At 66.0% G+C, this 15,510-nt stretch carries 17 protein-coding genes; 16 read left to right on the top strand and 1 reads right to left on the bottom strand.

Annotation, left to right across the window (positions count from 1 at the left end):
• Positions 1-176: 176 nt before the first annotated feature.
• The 13 genes from ACTXG5_RS04600 (at position 177) to ACTXG5_RS04540 (ending at position 11,093) form a co-directional block, all read left to right on the top strand.
• A complete protein-coding gene (locus ACTXG5_RS04600) occupies positions 177-713 on the top strand; it encodes a hypothetical protein (RefSeq protein WP_445162561.1) in 537 nt (178 codons plus the stop codon).
• Positions 714-927: 214 nt separating this feature from the next.
• The gene (locus ACTXG5_RS04595) at positions 928-2,097 is read left to right on the top strand and encodes a CaiB/BaiF CoA transferase family protein (RefSeq protein WP_445162560.1); all 1,170 of its coding nucleotides are present in this window, start codon (positions 928-930) and stop codon (positions 2,095-2,097) included.
• 169 nt (positions 2,098-2,266) lie between these two features.
• On the top strand, positions 2,267-2,839 hold the full coding sequence (locus ACTXG5_RS04590; protein WP_445162559.1) for a hypothetical protein: 573 nt from the start codon (positions 2,267-2,269) through the stop codon (positions 2,837-2,839).
• A complete protein-coding gene (locus ACTXG5_RS04585) occupies positions 2,839-3,543 on the top strand; it encodes an NIPSNAP family protein (RefSeq protein ID WP_445162558.1) in 705 nt (234 codons plus the stop codon). Before ACTXG5_RS04590 ends, ACTXG5_RS04585 begins: the two co-directional genes overlap by 1 nt.
• A 17-nt stretch (positions 3,544-3,560) precedes the next feature.
• Positions 3,561-4,772, top strand: coding sequence for a cytochrome P450 (locus ACTXG5_RS04580; protein WP_445162557.1), 1,212 nt, complete (start codon positions 3,561-3,563; stop codon positions 4,770-4,772).
• A gap of 1 nt (position 4,773) precedes the next feature.
• Entirely contained in the window at positions 4,774-5,742 is a 969-nt protein-coding gene (locus tag ACTXG5_RS04575) for a zinc-binding dehydrogenase (RefSeq protein WP_445162556.1), read from the top strand.
• Between the two features lie 2 nt (positions 5,743-5,744).
• The gene (locus tag ACTXG5_RS04570) at positions 5,745-6,506 is read left to right on the top strand and encodes an HpcH/HpaI aldolase family protein (protein ID WP_445164266.1); all 762 of its coding nucleotides are present in this window, start codon (positions 5,745-5,747) and stop codon (positions 6,504-6,506) included.
• Positions 6,503-6,901 carry a nuclear transport factor 2 family protein gene (locus ACTXG5_RS04565; protein WP_445162555.1) on the top strand — a complete coding sequence of 133 codons (399 nt, stop codon included), beginning with the start codon at positions 6,503-6,505 and terminating at the stop codon, positions 6,899-6,901. Before ACTXG5_RS04570 ends, ACTXG5_RS04565 begins: the two co-directional genes overlap by 4 nt.
• Positions 6,898-7,620 (top strand): SDR family NAD(P)-dependent oxidoreductase, encoded by a 723-nt coding sequence (locus ACTXG5_RS04560; protein ID WP_445162554.1) that lies wholly within the window; start codon positions 6,898-6,900, stop codon positions 7,618-7,620. The genes ACTXG5_RS04565 and ACTXG5_RS04560 overlap by 4 nt, the downstream gene beginning before the upstream one ends.
• A complete protein-coding gene (locus ACTXG5_RS04555; RefSeq protein ID WP_445162553.1) occupies positions 7,602-9,140 on the top strand; it encodes a flavin-containing monooxygenase in 1,539 nt (512 codons plus the stop codon). Before ACTXG5_RS04560 ends, ACTXG5_RS04555 begins: the two co-directional genes overlap by 19 nt.
• Positions 9,137-10,072: an alpha/beta hydrolase gene (locus ACTXG5_RS04550; RefSeq protein WP_445162552.1), complete on the top strand. Its 936-nt coding sequence runs from the start codon at positions 9,137-9,139 to the stop codon at positions 10,070-10,072. Before ACTXG5_RS04555 ends, ACTXG5_RS04550 begins: the two co-directional genes overlap by 4 nt.
• A 41-nt stretch (positions 10,073-10,113) precedes the next feature.
• On the top strand, positions 10,114-10,593 hold the full coding sequence (locus tag ACTXG5_RS04545) for an acyl-CoA thioesterase (protein ID WP_445162551.1): 480 nt from the start codon (positions 10,114-10,116) through the stop codon (positions 10,591-10,593).
• A gap of 59 nt (positions 10,594-10,652) precedes the next feature.
• Positions 10,653-11,093 carry an SRPBCC family protein gene (locus ACTXG5_RS04540; protein WP_445162550.1) on the top strand — a complete coding sequence of 147 codons (441 nt, stop codon included), beginning with the start codon at positions 10,653-10,655 and terminating at the stop codon, positions 11,091-11,093.
• 14 nt (positions 11,094-11,107) lie between these two features.
• Here the strand turns inward: ACTXG5_RS04540 and ACTXG5_RS04535 are convergent, their stop codons facing one another.
• Positions 11,108-11,803, bottom strand: a complete 696-nt coding sequence (locus tag ACTXG5_RS04535; RefSeq protein WP_445162549.1) for a GntR family transcriptional regulator — start codon at positions 11,801-11,803, stop codon at positions 11,108-11,110.
• A gap of 159 nt (positions 11,804-11,962) precedes the next feature.
• On the opposite strand from ACTXG5_RS04535, the gene fadD5 reads away from it, so the two are divergent.
• The 3 genes from fadD5 to ACTXG5_RS04520 all read left to right on the top strand — a co-directional run bounded on the left by fadD5 (position 11,963) and on the right by ACTXG5_RS04520 (position 15,508).
• Entirely contained in the window at positions 11,963-13,624 is a 1,662-nt protein-coding gene (fadD5, locus tag ACTXG5_RS04530) for a fatty-acid--CoA ligase FadD5 (protein ID WP_445162548.1), read from the top strand.
• Between the two features lie 209 nt (positions 13,625-13,833).
• On the top strand, positions 13,834-14,637 hold the full coding sequence (locus ACTXG5_RS04525) for an MlaE family ABC transporter permease (protein ID WP_445162547.1): 804 nt from the start codon (positions 13,834-13,836) through the stop codon (positions 14,635-14,637).
• 1 nt (position 14,638) lies between these two features.
• Complete coding sequence (locus ACTXG5_RS04520; RefSeq protein ID WP_445162546.1) at positions 14,639-15,508, top strand: ABC transporter permease; 870 nt, start codon at positions 14,639-14,641, stop codon at positions 15,506-15,508.
• The last annotated feature ends 2 nt before the right edge of the window (positions 15,509-15,510 follow it).

The raw sequence follows: 15,510 nt of genomic DNA, 5'->3' as shown, positions 1-15,510 counted from the left end.
GCGGCCGGGCCGATAGCAAACGCCGAAGCGTCGCGACGCGTACTTGAGGCAACGGTAAGGAAACGGCCAGATCACAAAGCTTGACCTAACCGTGTCGTAAACGAGACAAAAGGGGCCCATTGTTATCAAAGTGAAATGAGTGCGCTGCCGCACTTCCGCCACGACCGAGGAGATGAATGACCGCACTGACGATGTACCGCAAAAGGATTGATCGAGTCCGTCGCACCTCACGGGTTCACCCACCCCAGGCGCGGGTAGGTCGCAGCGGTGCGGCTTCAGCGGTGCTTCGTCCGCTCGTGGTCACGGTGGGAGTCCTCACGGCCGGAGCGACGGCACCGGCTGCCGGGCATGCGGACCCGCCCAACGGCTCAGTCACCGGCTCCCTCACCGGGATCGGGCAGTCGATCTGTCCAATGCTGGTGAAGCCGGGCGCGACGCTCGCGTCGGTGATGTCGCAATTTTCCGGAAAATCCGGCCTTCCGCCAGGCATGGCGGGGATGGTGGCCGGTATGGCCATCCAAATGGAGTGCCCGAGCATGATGGCATCGGTCGCCAACGGAAAAATGCCTTTCCCGCTGCCGGGCGTGGGTGGTGGCGCCGGCCTGCCTATTCCGGGCCAGTTGCCAATGACCAACCCTGGCCTGGCCGTTCCGTTTTCGCCGGGGATCGCTGGTCCCGCGGCGCCATCCATCTTTGGACTGCCGGGTCGCTAGCCGCGTAACTCGATCACCGTGCCGCCGCCCAAAGCCGTTGTGCCTTGACGGCTTTGGGCGTGCGTACACGGCGAGATCTGGGGCCGAACTGCACCCTCAGCGCACACTCGAAACCCGCAGTGCACACTCGAAAGCCTGAGCGGAAGGCCTTGCGGACGTCAACCCGGTGACCCAGGAAGAATGCGCGGCAACAGTACGGAGTAGGAACGTACCCATGGCAGGACCGGTAGCGGGCATCAAAGTCGTCGAGCTCGGAGTGTGGGTGGCCGGGCCGGCCGCCAGCGGGATCCTGGCCGACTGGGGCGCCGACGTCATCAAGATCGAGCCGCCGGCCGGTGATCCGGGGCGAATGTTCGGCCGGATGCTGGGCTGCGACCTCGGGGTCAACCCGCCGTTCGAAATGGACAACCGCTCCAAGCGCAGCATCGTGCTGGACCTCACCACCGGCGAGGGCCGCGATACCGCCTTCGAATTGCTGGCCGACGCAGACGTTTTCGTGACCAACGTCCGCCCTGGCGCGCTGCAACGCCTCGGCCTGGATTTCGAGTCACTGTCCGCCCACAATCCTCGCCTGGTGTACGGCCTGATCACCGGATACGGCGAAACCGGCCCCGACGCCGACCGGGCCGCCTACGACGTGGCAGCGTTCTGGTCCCGCGCCGGAGTGGCCCACTTGCTCACCCGGCCCGGCCAGACGCCGCCGTTTCAGCGGGGCGGTATGGGTGACCACTCGGCCGGAATGACCCTGGCCGCGGCCATCTGCGCGGCGCTGCTGGCCCGCGAACGCACCGGCGCCGGTCAGCTGGTGACGACCTCGCTGTACCGCCAGGGTGCCTACACCGTGAGCTTCGACCTCAACACCTATCTGCTGACCGGCCAGCCGATCGCCGTCGGGGAGCGCGAAACGATGGGCAATCCGTGCATGAACAACTACGCCGCCGGCGACGGGCGACGCTTCTGGATCGTCGGTCTCGAAGGCGACCGGCATTGGCCTCCGCTGTGTCGCGTCGTCGGCCGTCCCGAATGGCTCGATGACCCGCTGTTCAGCGATGCCCGGGCCCGTGCCGTCAACGGGGTGACGCTGATCGCCGAGCTGGACGAGATCTTCGCGACCCGCTCGCTGGACGAATGGGCGCAGGCCTTTGCGGCCGAACCGGATTTCTTCTGGTCGCCGATCAACTCGCTCGAAGATGTCGTGGCCGACGAGCAATTCCACGCCGCGGGCGGCATCGTCGATGTGCCCGACGGGGAATCCGGCGTCTCGATGGTGGCCACCCCGGCGGATTTCCACGGCACCCCGTGGGCGCCCCGCTCGGCGGCACCGGAACTGGGGCAGCACACCGACGAAATACTGGCCGAACTGAAGGCGCGCCGCGACTCCTGACCGCTCGGAGAAGCTTTACAAATTTCGGCAAAAGTGTCACGCTATGCGATGGGCCGCGTCACCCGTTGCGTGAGGCGGCTTCAGCCCTTGAGAAAGCCCATGACAAGCGCTGCAGCTGGATGCCTGAAACCCAATGCACTCCGCGGTGTGGCGGTGAGGAATGGATTTGATGGTCACTCCGACGTTCGACATCAGCCAGAGCGCGCGGGTCGCCGCCGCAAGAGCAAACGGTGAGTGCCTGCGATATCGGCTGGACGTGGTTGCCGGCAGCGCCGTCGATGTCGTGCACTCGGCCGGGGGATGGCTCTACGACCGGGTGATGGCCGGGTGGGAGGTGACCGTCCTGCTGCCGGGCAACGACGACGCCCGGGCGCTGCGCATCCTCGGGGTCGGGGTGGTGGACACCGAATCGGAGTTCGTCCCGACCGCGATGGGCTCGACGAGCCAAACGCTGGCCGTTAGCGCCGAGGCGTTCACCGCGGACGAACGGGTACGTGACAAGGTGCTCAAATCGCTGGACGATCGGTTGACCGAAGTCGCGCTGTGGGGCGACGGGTGGCCGTTGGGAGTGAACCGCGGGATGACCAGCGCGCAGCACGTGCTCAGCGCGGCGGCGCGCAAATTCAAGGGCTATGCCCTTGCGGCGGCCGGGTTCCCGGGCACCCCAGTCGAACCGACCGAGACGCTGCTATGCGAGGTGAGCTGTTCGCGCGTCCATTCAGAGCTGGTCCGGCTCGACTGATGAAGAAGTATCACGGCCACACCCTGCTCTACCTGCACGAGACAATCTCGCTGGGCTCCGGCCACGGCGACCGTTTCACTGAGGCTTTCGCCGATAGCTACCAGCCGATGATGGAGGAGCTCGGCGCCCGGCTGTTCGCGATCTGGGAATCGACGCCCTACAACGGTCACTGGCCACAGGCGACGGTCATCTGGGAGATCGACGGGTTCGCCGACTACGCCAGGATCGGAGCGGCCCAGGCACGCGGTGGCAGTCACGAGGCAGCGGCCGGCAAGTGGTCGGCGTTTCTTGGCGAGATCGGCGCCTCGGGCGAAGGGCGAATCATGTACCCCGGGCCCAGCAACAAAACCCTGGCCCAGCTGCGCGAGGCCAATTTTGCTGCGCCGCTGGTGATTCAGGAGATCATGCAAACAAAGCCGGGACGGCAAGACGACTACATCCGCGAGCTGGAACGCCTCTATGTCCCGTGGTCGGAGCGCACCGGTAAGCGCTGGCTGGGTTCCTTCACCACCACCTTCCGCTACAACGAGGTCATCCATTACTGGGCGTTGGACGGCGGCTGGGAATGCTTCGCCAACCACTACCCCTCGTGGAAGGAGAGCCCACCCGCCGAGATCGTCACCTGGATGAGTGTGGCGCCGGCATTGCGCGACGGCTGGGAAGACTCGATTCTGCAGGCGCTACCGCCCTCTCCGCTGCAGTGACCGATCAGCAGGCACCAGTGGACTTCAGCTACGACCCCTTTGATGCGCGGGTAATGGCAAACCCGTTGCCGTACTACCGAATTCTGCGCGACGACCACCCGCTGTACTACCTGCCGCAGTGGGATACCTTCGCGCTGTCTCGCTTCGAGGACATCTGGCGAGTGCTGGAGGTCAACGACGGGACATTCGTCGCATCGGAGGGTACGTTGCCGCCGACGGCGGTCCTGGCCAAGCACAACACCGGGCCGGTCGAGGATCCACCGTTGCATCCGTTGCCATTTCACGCGGTGTTCGACGCCGACCTGTATGGCGAGATCCGGCGGGCGCATTCGGCGCCGTTACGGCCCAGGTCGGTCGCCGGGCTGGCGGACAGGATCCGCGCCCTGGCCAACCAACGGCTCGACCTGCTGCTGCCGCGGGGATCGTTCGACCTGACTCAGGAGTACGGCGGGATCGTGGCGGCCGCGATGGTGTGTGGACTGCTCGGTCTCCCAGACGATCTCGCGGCGCAGGTGTTGGCGGCCGTCAACACCGGCAGCCTGGCCGAGCCGGGTGTGGGCGTCGACACCGCCGAAGCCCGGCCCAACTACCTGGGGTTCCTGACTCCGGTCGTCGAGCGCCGCCGTGCCGGCTCGTCGGGAGACGCGCTGCCCGTCGTCGACGGCTTGCTCGGCTATCGGCTGCCGGATGGCAGCGCGCTGAACGACGTCGAAGCCGCGACCCAGATGCTCTGCATCTTCATCGGCGGCACCGAAACCGTGCCCAAGATCGTCGCGCACGGGCTCTGGGAGCTCAGCAAGCGCCCCGATCAGTTGGCCGCGGTGCGCGCCGACCCGGCCACCAACGTCCCGCTCGCGCGGGAGGAAATGATCCGGTATTGCGCTCCGGCCCAGTGGTTCGCCCGAACTGTGCGCAAACCCTTCGACATTCACGGCGAGACGCTCAAACCGGGTCAACGCATCATCACGCTGCTGGCCTCGGCGAACCGGGACGAACGGGAGTACGAAAACCCCGACGAGTTCATCTGGAACCGGCCCATCAAGCGGTCGCTGGCGTTCGGCCGCGGCCAGCATTTCTGCATCGGCTACCACCTGGCCAGGCTGGAAATCGATGTGCTGCTGACCGAATGGCTTCGGCGGGTGCCGGACTACGCGATCCAGGGTGACGCCGCCACGCGGCTGCCGTCCAGCTTCCAGTGGGGATGGAACCAGATCCCGGTGGAGGTCTGACGTGTGGTCCTACCGGATCATCGCTCCCTACGTATTCGAGCGAACGTCGATCCCTGACAAAACCCCCGACGACCTGGCCGATGGTCAGGTGCTGCTGCGGTTCTTGGCCGCCGGGGTGTGCGGCAGCGACCTGCCGGGCTTCCGGGGCGCCAAAGGCAGACTCCCGGGTGACGACGGACCAAGCGCCGCCGAGAAGGACGGGTTCCCGATCCACGAAGTGGCCGGCGAGGTGATCGCCAGCCGGCATCGCCAGCACCGTCCCGGCGATCGCGTGGTGGGCTGGGCCTCGGGTTTCGACGGGATGATGGAGCGGGTGGTCAGCGACGGCAACGGGCTCGCGCCCTACGACCCGGCACTCACCCCGGGGCAGGCGGTCGGCCTGCAGCCGCTGGCGTGTGTCCTCTATGCCTGCGAGCAACTGCCCGACCTGGCCGGCCGTCACGTCGCGATCATCGGTCAGGGCTCGATCGGGCTGTTATTTTCCTACGTCGCCAAGGCCGCCGGTGCCCGCCGCGTCACCGGCGTCGACCCCATCGATCGCCGAAGCCTCGCAACGATATTCGGTGTGGACGATGTCGTCCGCGCGAGCAGCGACCGGTGGGTCAGCCAATTGGCGCCCGCCGACCGCGCCGATATCGTCATCGAGGCCGTCGGCCATCAGGTCGCCACGCTGGGCCACGCCATCGAAGCCGCCGCGCCCGGCGGCACCGTCTTCTACTTCGGCGTTGCCGACGACGAGGCCTACCCGATTAGCATGCGTCTCATGCTGCGCAACAACCTGACCCTGAAATCCGGTGTGACGCTTGACCGGCGGCGGGTACTCGAGCTCGCCAGTAAATTCGCCACAGACCATCCTGAGCTGCTCGGCTCCTATCTCACCCACACCTTCGGCGTCGACGACGTGCAGGGCGCGTTCGACCTGGCCTGCCGGCCGGTTCCCGAGCGCGTGAAGATCGCGATCGAGCAATGAGCATGCCCCAGATGCCGCAGAGCAACTTCCAGCAGGCGCTGCACAAGACGACACCGATATGGGGCGGCTGGATCACCGGCCCGACGCTGATCGGACCGGAGGAATTCGCGCGCGCCGGATACGATTACGTCGGCTTCGACGCTCAGCACGGATACCTCGACGACGCCGATATCGCCGGCATGTTGCGGCGCCTCGAGCAGGTGCCCATCGCGACCGCGGTGCGGCTACCCAATGCCGATCCCGCACCGATCGGGCGGGTGCTCGACGCCGGCGCCGATGCCGTGTTCATCGCGATGGTCGAATCGGCCGGCCAGGCCGCCGCGGCGGTGGCCGCCACCCGCTATCCACCGGCGGGCCTGCGCAGCTTCGGCCCGCTGCGCGCCAGCCTGGGGCTCGACCCCGCCGCCCACGAGGCGCGGGTGAGCGTGTTCGCGATGATCGAAACCGCCGCGGCACTGCAGAATCTCACCGCCATTTGCGCGGTAGACGGCCTGGCCGGAATCTATATCGGGCCAGCCGATTTGGCGATCTCGATGGGAGTCGACCCCGTTGGGTCAACCAGACACCCGGAAGTCCTGGACGCGATCGTGCACATTCATCGCGTCGCTACCGAAGCCGGACTGGTCACCGGGATTCACGCCAACGAGGGCAAGACCGGTCACGCGATGGCGCAGCTCGGCTTTGCGATGATCACCCTGGCCGCCGAATCGCAGGCGTTGCGGCGCGGCGCGATCGAGCACCTCCGTGAGGCGACCGGACAGTGACCGACGACCACACCGCGGTTCGCGAACTGATAGCCGGCTACGCGCTCGCCCTCGACGCCGGCGACATCGACGCGTGCGCGCAGCTGTTCACCGCCGATGCGGAATTCGTGGTGTACGGACGGTCTTTCGCCGGGCCTGAGGGGATCGCCAAGATGTTTCGTGATGCGCCACGCGGACTGCATATGACCGGGGTTTCGCGCATCGACGTCCGCGACGACACCGCGACGGCACGCTCGCAGGTACTGTTCGTCAGAGCCGGGGACCTACAGCTGCGGCCCGCGATGTACGACGATCAACTGGTCCGTCGCCACGGGCACTGGCGTTTCCAGCGTCGGCGCTGCCAATTCATCACCAGCCAAGGCCTGTCCGACAGCCCGGAGGTTCCGTCATCATGAGCGTCGCACTCGTCACCGGCGCCGCGGGCGGCCAGGGTTGGGCTATCGTCAAAAAGCTTCGCGCCGAAGGGTATTCCGTGGCGGCCTGCGATCGGCGGGCCGATGACATCGTCACTGCGGTCGGTGAACTGGGTGACGACGGGGTGATCGCGATCGAACTCGACGTGACCAGCCCGCAGCAGTGGGAGGCCGCCGTCGAGAAAACAGTGGCTCGATTCGGGATGCTGAACGCACTGGTCAACAACGCCGGAGTGCTGCATCGCGCAGCGCTGGCCGACGAGACGGCCGAGGACTTCGAAAACGCCTGGCGCGTCAACTGTCTGGGCGCATTCCTGGGCATCCGCGCCACGCTTGCCCAGTTACAGGAGGCGAAACACGCTGCCATCGTCAACATTTGCAGCACGGGGGCGATCCGCCCGTTCCCCGCACACTGCGCATACGGATCGTCGAAGTGGGCGCTTCGCGGTCTGACCCAAACCGCGGCGGCCGAACTCGGCCCCTCCGGCATCCGGGTCAACGCGGTGTTCCCCGGGCCGATCGCGACCTCGATGCTCGATGAGACGACGCAGACCCGGCTGACGGCGACAGCGATGTTCGGGCGGCTGGGGCAGCCCACCGAAATCGCCGACGCGGTCGCCTTTCTGGTGTCGGACGCTGCGTCGTTCATCACCGGTTCGGAACTGGTCGTCGATGGCGGGCAATGCCTGCAGATTCGATGAGAACGACCTTGTCGGTCGGCATCATCGGCGCCGGCCCGGGTGGCCTGGCGCTGGGAGTCCTGCTGTCCCGTGCCGGTTTTCATGACTTCACCATCTTCGACCGTGAAGAAGACGTCGGCGGCACGTGGCGGATCAACACCTATCCGGGCCTGGCGTGCGACGTGAAGTCGCATCTGTATTCGTTCTCCTTCGACTTGAATTCGCGTTGGTCGCGGCTGTGGTCGGGGCAGCCCGAGATTCTTGAGTACTTTGTGCGCTGCGCCGACAAATACGGGCTGCGGCCACATTTGAGACTGCGCACCGAAATCCACACGGCGCGTTGGGAGGAGGACTCCCAACAGTGGTGCCTGACGACCACCGGCTGCGAACAGCACCACTTCGATGTCGTGGTGTCCGCCGTCGGTCTGTTCACCCGGCCGCTTTTCCCGGAACTCGTCGAGCACGAGCCGTTCGCCGGAACGGTGATGCACTCGTCGCGCTGGGACCATTCGGTCGACCTCGCGGGCGCGCGGGTGGCCGTGTTGGGAACCGGATCGACGGCGTCGCAGCTGGTGCCCGAACTCGCGAAGGTGGCCGGCCAGGTGTATTCGGTGCAGCGCTCGCCGACCTGGATTCTGCCCAAACCAGACCGGCATTACACACGACGGGAGCGCTGGGTCTTCGCCCATCTGCCGTTCGCCAAAAAGCTGTACCGGACCCGGTTGTGGTTGCGCAGCGAATCCAACATCTCGGTGATCGAGCATGGTAGCGAGAAGACTCAGGATTTCACCGCGATTGCGCTTGGCCTGCTTGAAAAGACGGTCGCCGACGAAGAACTGCGCCGCAAACTGACTCCGGACCACCCGATGGGCTGCAAGCGGCTGGTGTTCTCGTCGGACTACCTGCCCGCGCTGACCCGGTCCAACGTCGAGGTGCTGACCAGTCCGGCGCGCTACCTGCGGGCTCGGTCCCTGGTCACCGAAGACGGCACCGAACGCGAAGTCGACGTCGTGGTGTGCGCGACCGGCTATGCCGCGGCCGACTATCTCGGACAGCTGGATGTTTCCGGAGAAGGCGGAACGACACTGCGCGAGGTCTGGAGTGAAGGGGCCCATGCATATCTCGGCATGGCCGTTCCCGGATTCCCGAACTTCTTCATGCTCTACGGACCAAACACGAATGTCGGCTCCAACAGTGTGATCTTCATGCTGGAAGCTCAGGCGCGCTACATCGTGCGAGTACTGAAGTACATGCGGCGCCAGGACAAGACCTATGTGGCGGTGCGACCGTCCGCGCTGGCGCAGTTCATCGCCAAGATCGACCAGTGGATGGTCGGGACCGTGTGGACCACCCAGTGCAGCAACTACTTCCGCGCTCCGAATGGGCGCGTGGTCACGCAGTGGCCGCGAAGCGCGCGTAGCTTCTGGGAGATGACGCGCAGGTTCAGACCCGCCGACTTCGCCTTCTCCAGCCCTCCGGCTTGGGCCGCGTCCGCCGCCGAAAGCCAGGCCCGCACCGCGCCGGACCGGACGAGTCGGTGACGGAATTGGACGGCGCGCGGCGCCTCGATCCCGTGCTGCGCGCGATTGCGACCACCCGAACGTCCTTCTCCCCGGAAGCGATCGGGGTCATGCGCGGTCCGTTCGACCAGCGCCGCCGGGACGCCGCCGAACTCACCGACATGCCGGGCGTGCACATCGAAAACGGCAGCGTGCTCGCCGCATCCGGGCGAGTACCCGTCCGCATTTATCGCGGCGGCCCGTCGCCGGCACCGGCGGTCGTCTACTGCCACGCGGGCGGATTCGCGCTGGGTAACCTCGACACCGATCATCGACAGTGCGCGGAACTCGCCCGTCGCGCCCGCTGCACAGTGGTGTCGGTCGACTACCGGCTGGCCCCGGAACACCCCTACCCGGCCGCACTCGACGACGCGACCGTGGTGCTCAATTGGGTGGCCGGCAGTGCGGCGGAACTGGGTGTCGATGCCGTGCGGCTGGCCGTCGCGGGGAGCAGCGCCGGGGCCACCCTGGCCGCCTCCCTGGCACAACGTGCCGCCGATGGATCGCTGCCGCCCGTCGTGTTCCAACTGCTCCATCAGCCGGTGCTCGACGATCGCGCTACCGCGTCGAAAGCGGAGTTTCGCACCAGCCCGGCCTTCGACAGCGAGGCCGCGGCATTGATGTGGCACTACTACCTGGGCGAAGAGCCCGGATCACCGGATGCCGTGCCGGCACGGCGCGACGAATTGCACGGTCTACCACCAACTTTGATCACCTGCGCGGAAATCGATCCGTTCCGCGACGAAGCGATCGACTACGCGCTGCGGCTGTTGCGCGCCGGGGTCTCCACCGAATTGCACGTGTTTCCCCGCACCTGTCACGGCTTCGATTCACTGCTGCCCGACTGGTCGGCGTCCGAGCGGCTGTTCACGCTGCAAGGCAATGCGCTAACGGGCGCCTTCTACGGCGACTAGCCGGGCACCCGGGCCACACATGTTGAAATACAACTATGGCTATGCGGATCCCGCCAGCACCAGAGCAGCTCACCAGCGGCGACTTCCCGGTGTTGTGGCCGGTGGGCACCCGGTGGGCCGACAACGACATGTTCGGCCACCTCAACAACGCGGTCTACTACCAGCTGTTCGACACCGCGATCAATGCCTGGATCACCCTCGGCACCGGGCTTGACCCGATCACCATGCCGGCGCTGGGCGTCGTCGCCGAGTCGGGCTGCCGCTATTTCTCCGAACTGCAATTTCCGCAGGACCTCCAGGTGGGCCTTGCCGTGACGCGGCTGGGCCGCAGCAGCGTCACCTACCGGCTCGGCGTGTTCGAGTCGAAAGAGGGCTCGAAAGAGGGCCAGGCGTCGCTGCCGGTTACCGCGCTCGGGCATTGGGTGCACGTCTACGTCGACCGGGCCAGCCGCAAATCCGTTCCGATTCCCGAGCCCATCCGGTCCCTGCTGTCGACGGCCTGCGTCGAGGAATCGACCTAGAGTTTGGCCCAGATAGCGCCCTGTGCTGGGGCTTTCGCTTACCCGGTTATGCTTCGCCAATGCCTGTTTTGAGCAAGACCGTAGAGGTCGGCGCCGCCGCCGCCGCGGTCATGGCGATCGTCGCGGATTTCGAGCAGTACCCGGAGTGGAGCGACGGGGTCAAGGGCTGCTGGGTGCTTGCGCGCTATGACGACGGCCGGCCCAGTCAGCTGCGCCTGGACGCCGGCTACCAAGGCTTCGAGGGAACCTACATCCAGGCCGTGTACTACCCGGGACCGAACCAGATTCAGACCGTCATGCAGCAAGGCGAGCTGTTCAAGAAACAGGAGCAGCTGTTCAGCGTGGTGGAAACCGGCGCCTCGAGCTTGCTGACCGTCGACATCGACGTCGAACCGTCGCTGCCGGTGCCCGCGCCGCTGGTGAAGTCGATGCTGAACAACGTGCTGGATCACCTGGCGGAGAACCTCAAGTTGCGCGCCGAACAGCTGGCCGCCAACTAGGGCGAACCGCCCGGTTACCCGAAAATCCCCGCCGCGTCCAGCATTTCGGTGAGCCGCTGGGCCGCATCGGTGAATTGCCAGACCGTGTGCTCGATCACCGCGGGCGTATCGCGCCGGCGCAGCGCGGCGATCAGCTGCCGGTGATTGTCGACCGCCGCCACAGCCCACTGCGGATCGCCGGCGTACACCTGCACCGGCATATACCGCGCGGCGTTGAGCAGGAACCAGGCCAACTTGATCCGCCGGCTGGCCTGGTTGAAGACGCGATGGAACGAGAACTCGATGCCGGCGATGGTCTCGGGATCGCTGGACCCGACTGCCGCCTCGAGCGAATTGTTGATGCGCTGGAGCTCGTCGATTTCGATGTCGGTGATGTGGTCGGTGGCCGCGGCGGCCAGTTCCCTGGCGATAGTGGCCTGCAGCCAGAAGATGTCCTCGATGTCCTGGCGGGTCAAGGGCAGCACGACGTGGCCGCGGTGCGGCTCCAGCTGCACCATGCCCTCACCACGCAGCTTCAGCAGGGCCTCGCGCACCGGCGTCACGCTGACCCCGAGTTCGGCCGCGGTCTCATCGAGGCGGATAAATGTTCCCGGGCGCAACGTCCCCGACATGATCGCCGCCCGCAGATGGCCCGCGACCTCGTCCGACAGCTGCGCCCGGCGCAGCTGTCGCCGCCTGCCATGGGTTCGCGTAGATAGCGGTAAGTTCACGTCGGCTGCCAGGGTTTTCGGGGGCGTTTTCAGGGCGTTTTCAGAGCGCAACGGGGCTTGTCATCAGGGCGTTAAGGCCATAGTGTGACCCACACAACACTATGTTTTATCAAATATCAACCTGTCGCAAGCGGTGCGCGAGTGAAGGGACGGTATTAGTTGACCGCGCAACTTGCTAGCCACGAGGCACAAGCATCACAGCCGTCACACCCGACTGAGCAGCCGTATCTGGCCCGGCGGCAGAACTGGGTCAACCAGCTCGAGCGGCACGCGCTGATGCAGCCGCACGCCGTCGCGCTGCGGTTCATGGGTCGGACTCTGACGTGGGCTGACCTGCACGGTCGGGTCAGCGCATTGGCCGGTGCCCTAAGCCGGCGGGGGGTCGGCTTCGGGGATCGGGTCATGATTCTGATGCTCAACCGCGCCGAGTTCGTCGAGGCCATGCTGGCCACCAACATGCTCGGGGCCATCGCGGTTCCACTGAACTTCCGGCTCACCCCGCCCGAGATCGGTTTCCTGGTCGAAGACTGCGAAGCGCGGGTAATGGTCACCGAAGCGGTGCTCGCTCCGGTGGCCACCGGGGTCCGCGACATCCAGCCGCTCCTTGACACGGTCGTCGTGGCCGGCGGCTCGAGCGACGACAGCGTGCTCGGCTACGAAGACCTGATCGAGGAGGCCGCCGACGCGGCCGAGCCGGCGGACGTCCCGAACGACTCGCCGGCCCTGATCATGTACACCTCGGGCACCACCGGGCGTCCCAAAGGCGCGGTGCTCACCCACACCAACTTGACCGGGCAGACGATGACCGGGCTTTACACCAACGGCGCCGACATCAATAACGACGTCGGTTTCATCGGCGTCCCGCTCTTCCACATCGCCGGGGTCGGGAACCTGCTGGGTGGGCTCCTGCTGGGCCTGCCCACGGTGATCTATCCCCTCGGCGCATTCGACCCCGGGCAGTTGCTCGACGTGTTGGCGGCCGAAAAGGTCACCGGCATCTTCCTGGTCCCGGCCCAGTGGCAGGCGGTCTGCGCCGAGCAGCAAGCCCGACCCCGTGAGCTGAGGCTGCGGATCATGTCGTGGGGCGCGGCACCGGCTCCGGATGCGCTGCTGCGGGAGATGTCGGCGACGTTCCCCGGAACCCAGATTTTGGCGGCGTTCGGCCAGACAGAGATGTCGCCGGTCACCTGCATGTTGCTCGGTGAGGACGCGATTCGTAAACGGGGATCGGTCGGCAAGGTGATCCCGACCGTCGCCGCCCGCGTGGTCGACGAAAACATGAACGACGTGCCGATCGGTGAAATCGGCGAAATCGTCTATCGGGCACCAACATTGATGAGCGGTTACTGGAACAACCCGCAGGCCACCGCGGAGGCGTTTGCCGGTGGCTGGTTCCACTCCGGAGACCTCGTCCGTACGGACGAGGAGGGCTACATCTGGGTGGTGGACCGCAAGAAGGACATGATCATCTCCGGCGGCGAGAACATCTACTGCGCCGAAGTGGAGAACGTTCTTGCCGGCCATCCCGGCATCGTCGAGGTCGCGGTCATCGGCCGTGCCCACGAGAAGTGGGGCGAGGTGCCGATCGCGGTCGCGGCGATCACCGACGACGGGCCGCGCCTGGATGATCTGGACGAGTTCCTGACCGAGCGGCTCGCACGCTACAAGCACCCCAAGGCCTTCGAGGTGGTCGACGCGCTACCTCGCAACCCTGCCGGGAAGGTCCTCAAGACTGAGCTACGGCGGCGCTACGGAACTGCGGACACAACTCAAACCCAGTCTAGTTCAAGGGATTTCACGGCGGGGGAGGAAAGCCAATAGAAACTGTAACGTTTGCCCGCTGTTGACGAAGGGTTAATTGTGGTGATGCGGTTCACACGTGCTTGGCCATCGGGTACATTCCTGTGGTCTCCGTTACTACTTGCCAGTAGGGAGTCGGTGGTCACACATGTGGGATCCGTGCAAGGGGGGGGCGTGCGACACGATTCGCGGCGCCACGAGGCGCGCGGTGCCGGTGTGAGGGGGCGATGGTGACGACGTCGACTCGTCCGCATTTGGTCGGCTATGTGCGCGACCAATTGGAGACGCCGCTGACTCTGATCGGCGGATTCTTCCGGATGTGTGTCCTGACCGGCAGGGCGCTATTCCGTCGGCCATTCCAGTGGCACGAGCTCATCTTGCAGGGCTGGTTCATCATGCGCGTCGCGTTCCTGCCGACCGTCTTTGTCTCGATACCGCTGACCGTGTTGCTGATCTTCACGCTCAACGTGCTGCTGGCCCAGTTCGGTGCCGCCGACCTGTCCGGTGCCGGCGCGGCGATCGGTGCGGTCACCCAGCTCGGCCCGTTGACCACGGTGCTGGTGGTCGCCGGCGCCGGGTCCACCGCAATCTGCGCCGACCTGGGCGCGCGCACCATCCGCGAGGAAATCGACGCGATGGAGGTGCTGGGCATCGACCCGATCCACCGGCTGGTGGTGCCCCGGGTGATCGCCGCGACCGTGGTCGCCACACTGCTCAACGGCCTGGTCATCACCGTCGGCCTGGTGGGTGGCTATCTGTTCGGGGTGTATCTGCAAAATGTCTCGGGTGGCGCTTACCTGGCCACCCTGACCACCATCACCGGCCTGCCCGAGGTCGTCATCGCGACCGTCAAGGCCGCGATCTTCGGCCTGATCGCCGGCCTGGTCGGCTGCTTCCGGGGACTGACCGTGCGCGGTGGCTCCAAGGGCCTGGGCACCGCCGTCAACGAAACCGTGGTGCTCTGCGTCGTCGCGCTGTACGCGGTGAACGTAATTCTGACGACAATCGGCGTGCGATTCGGAACGGGACACTGACATGACTAACGTCGACATAGTGCGTGCCAGGTTCCCGCGGGCAGCCGAAAACCTGAATCGCTACGGCGGTGCTGCCGGCCGGGGGCTCGACGACATCGGCAAGATGGCCTGGTTCGGGATCGTCTGCATCGGGCAGGTGCCGCACGCGCTGCGCAACTACCGCAAGGAAACGCTGCGGCTGATCGCCCAAATCGGCATGGGCACCGGGGCCATGGCCGTCGTCGGTGGCACCGTCGCCATCGTCGGTTTCGTCACGCTCTCCGGTAGCTCCCTAGTCGCGATCCAAGGTTTCGCATCCCTGGGCAACATCGGGGTCGAGGCGTTCACCGGCTTCTTCGCCGCACTAATCAACGTGCGCATCGCGGCCCCGGTGGTTACCGGCATCGCGATGGCCGCCACGGTCGGCGCGGGAGCCACCGCCGAGCTCGGCGCGATGCGGATCAGCGAAGAGATCGACGCCCTGGAAGTGATGGGGATCAAGTCGATCTCGTTCCTGGCGACCACGCGGTTCATGGCCGGGCTGGTCGTGATCATTCCGCTCTACGCGATGGCGATGATCATGTGTTTCCTGTCGCCGCAGATCACCACGACCGTGCTCTACGGGCAATCCAGCGGCACCTACGACCACTACTTCCGGACGTTCCTGCGCCCCGATGACGTGTTCTGGTCGTTCCTGGAGGCCATCATCATCACGGCGGTCGTGATGATCACCCACTGCTTCTACGGCTACAACGCCGGCGGCGGGCCCGTCGGCGTCGGCGAGGCGGTCGGCCGTTCGATGCGCTTCTCCCTGGTCTCGGTGCAGGTTGTCGTGTTGTCCGCAGCGTTGGCGCTTTACGGCGTCAACCCGAACTTCGCGTTAACGGTGTAGCC

Source organism: Mycobacterium sp. Dal123C01 (assembly GCF_052566995.1).
This window is presented reverse-complemented; position numbering and strand designations above follow the sequence as displayed.

Bases quoted from the DNA above. Each gene is read 5' to 3' on its own strand.
- ACTXG5_RS04570 (WP_445164266.1), top strand. From the start codon at position 5,745: ATGCCCCAGATGCCGCAGAGCAACTTCCAGCAGGCGCTGCACAAGACG.
- ACTXG5_RS04555 (WP_445162553.1), top strand. From the start codon at position 7,602: ATGCCTGCAGATTCGATGAGAACGACCTTGTCGGTCGGCATCATCGGC.
- ACTXG5_RS04595 (WP_445162560.1), top strand. From the start codon at position 928: ATGGCAGGACCGGTAGCGGGCATCAAAGTCGTCGAGCTCGGAGTGTGG.
- ACTXG5_RS04600 (WP_445162561.1), top strand. From the start codon at position 177: ATGACCGCACTGACGATGTACCGCAAAAGGATTGATCGAGTCCGTCGC.
- ACTXG5_RS04540 (WP_445162550.1), top strand. From the start codon at position 10,653: ATGCCTGTTTTGAGCAAGACCGTAGAGGTCGGCGCCGCCGCCGCCGCG.
- ACTXG5_RS04545 (WP_445162551.1), top strand. From the start codon at position 10,114: ATGCGGATCCCGCCAGCACCAGAGCAGCTCACCAGCGGCGACTTCCCG.
- ACTXG5_RS04590 (WP_445162559.1), top strand. From the start codon at position 2,267: ATGGTCACTCCGACGTTCGACATCAGCCAGAGCGCGCGGGTCGCCGCC.
- ACTXG5_RS04560 (WP_445162554.1), top strand. From the start codon at position 6,898: ATGAGCGTCGCACTCGTCACCGGCGCCGCGGGCGGCCAGGGTTGGGCT.
- ACTXG5_RS04520 (WP_445162546.1), top strand. From the start codon at position 14,639: ATGACTAACGTCGACATAGTGCGTGCCAGGTTCCCGCGGGCAGCCGAA.
- ACTXG5_RS04585 (WP_445162558.1), top strand. From the start codon at position 2,839: ATGAAGAAGTATCACGGCCACACCCTGCTCTACCTGCACGAGACAATC.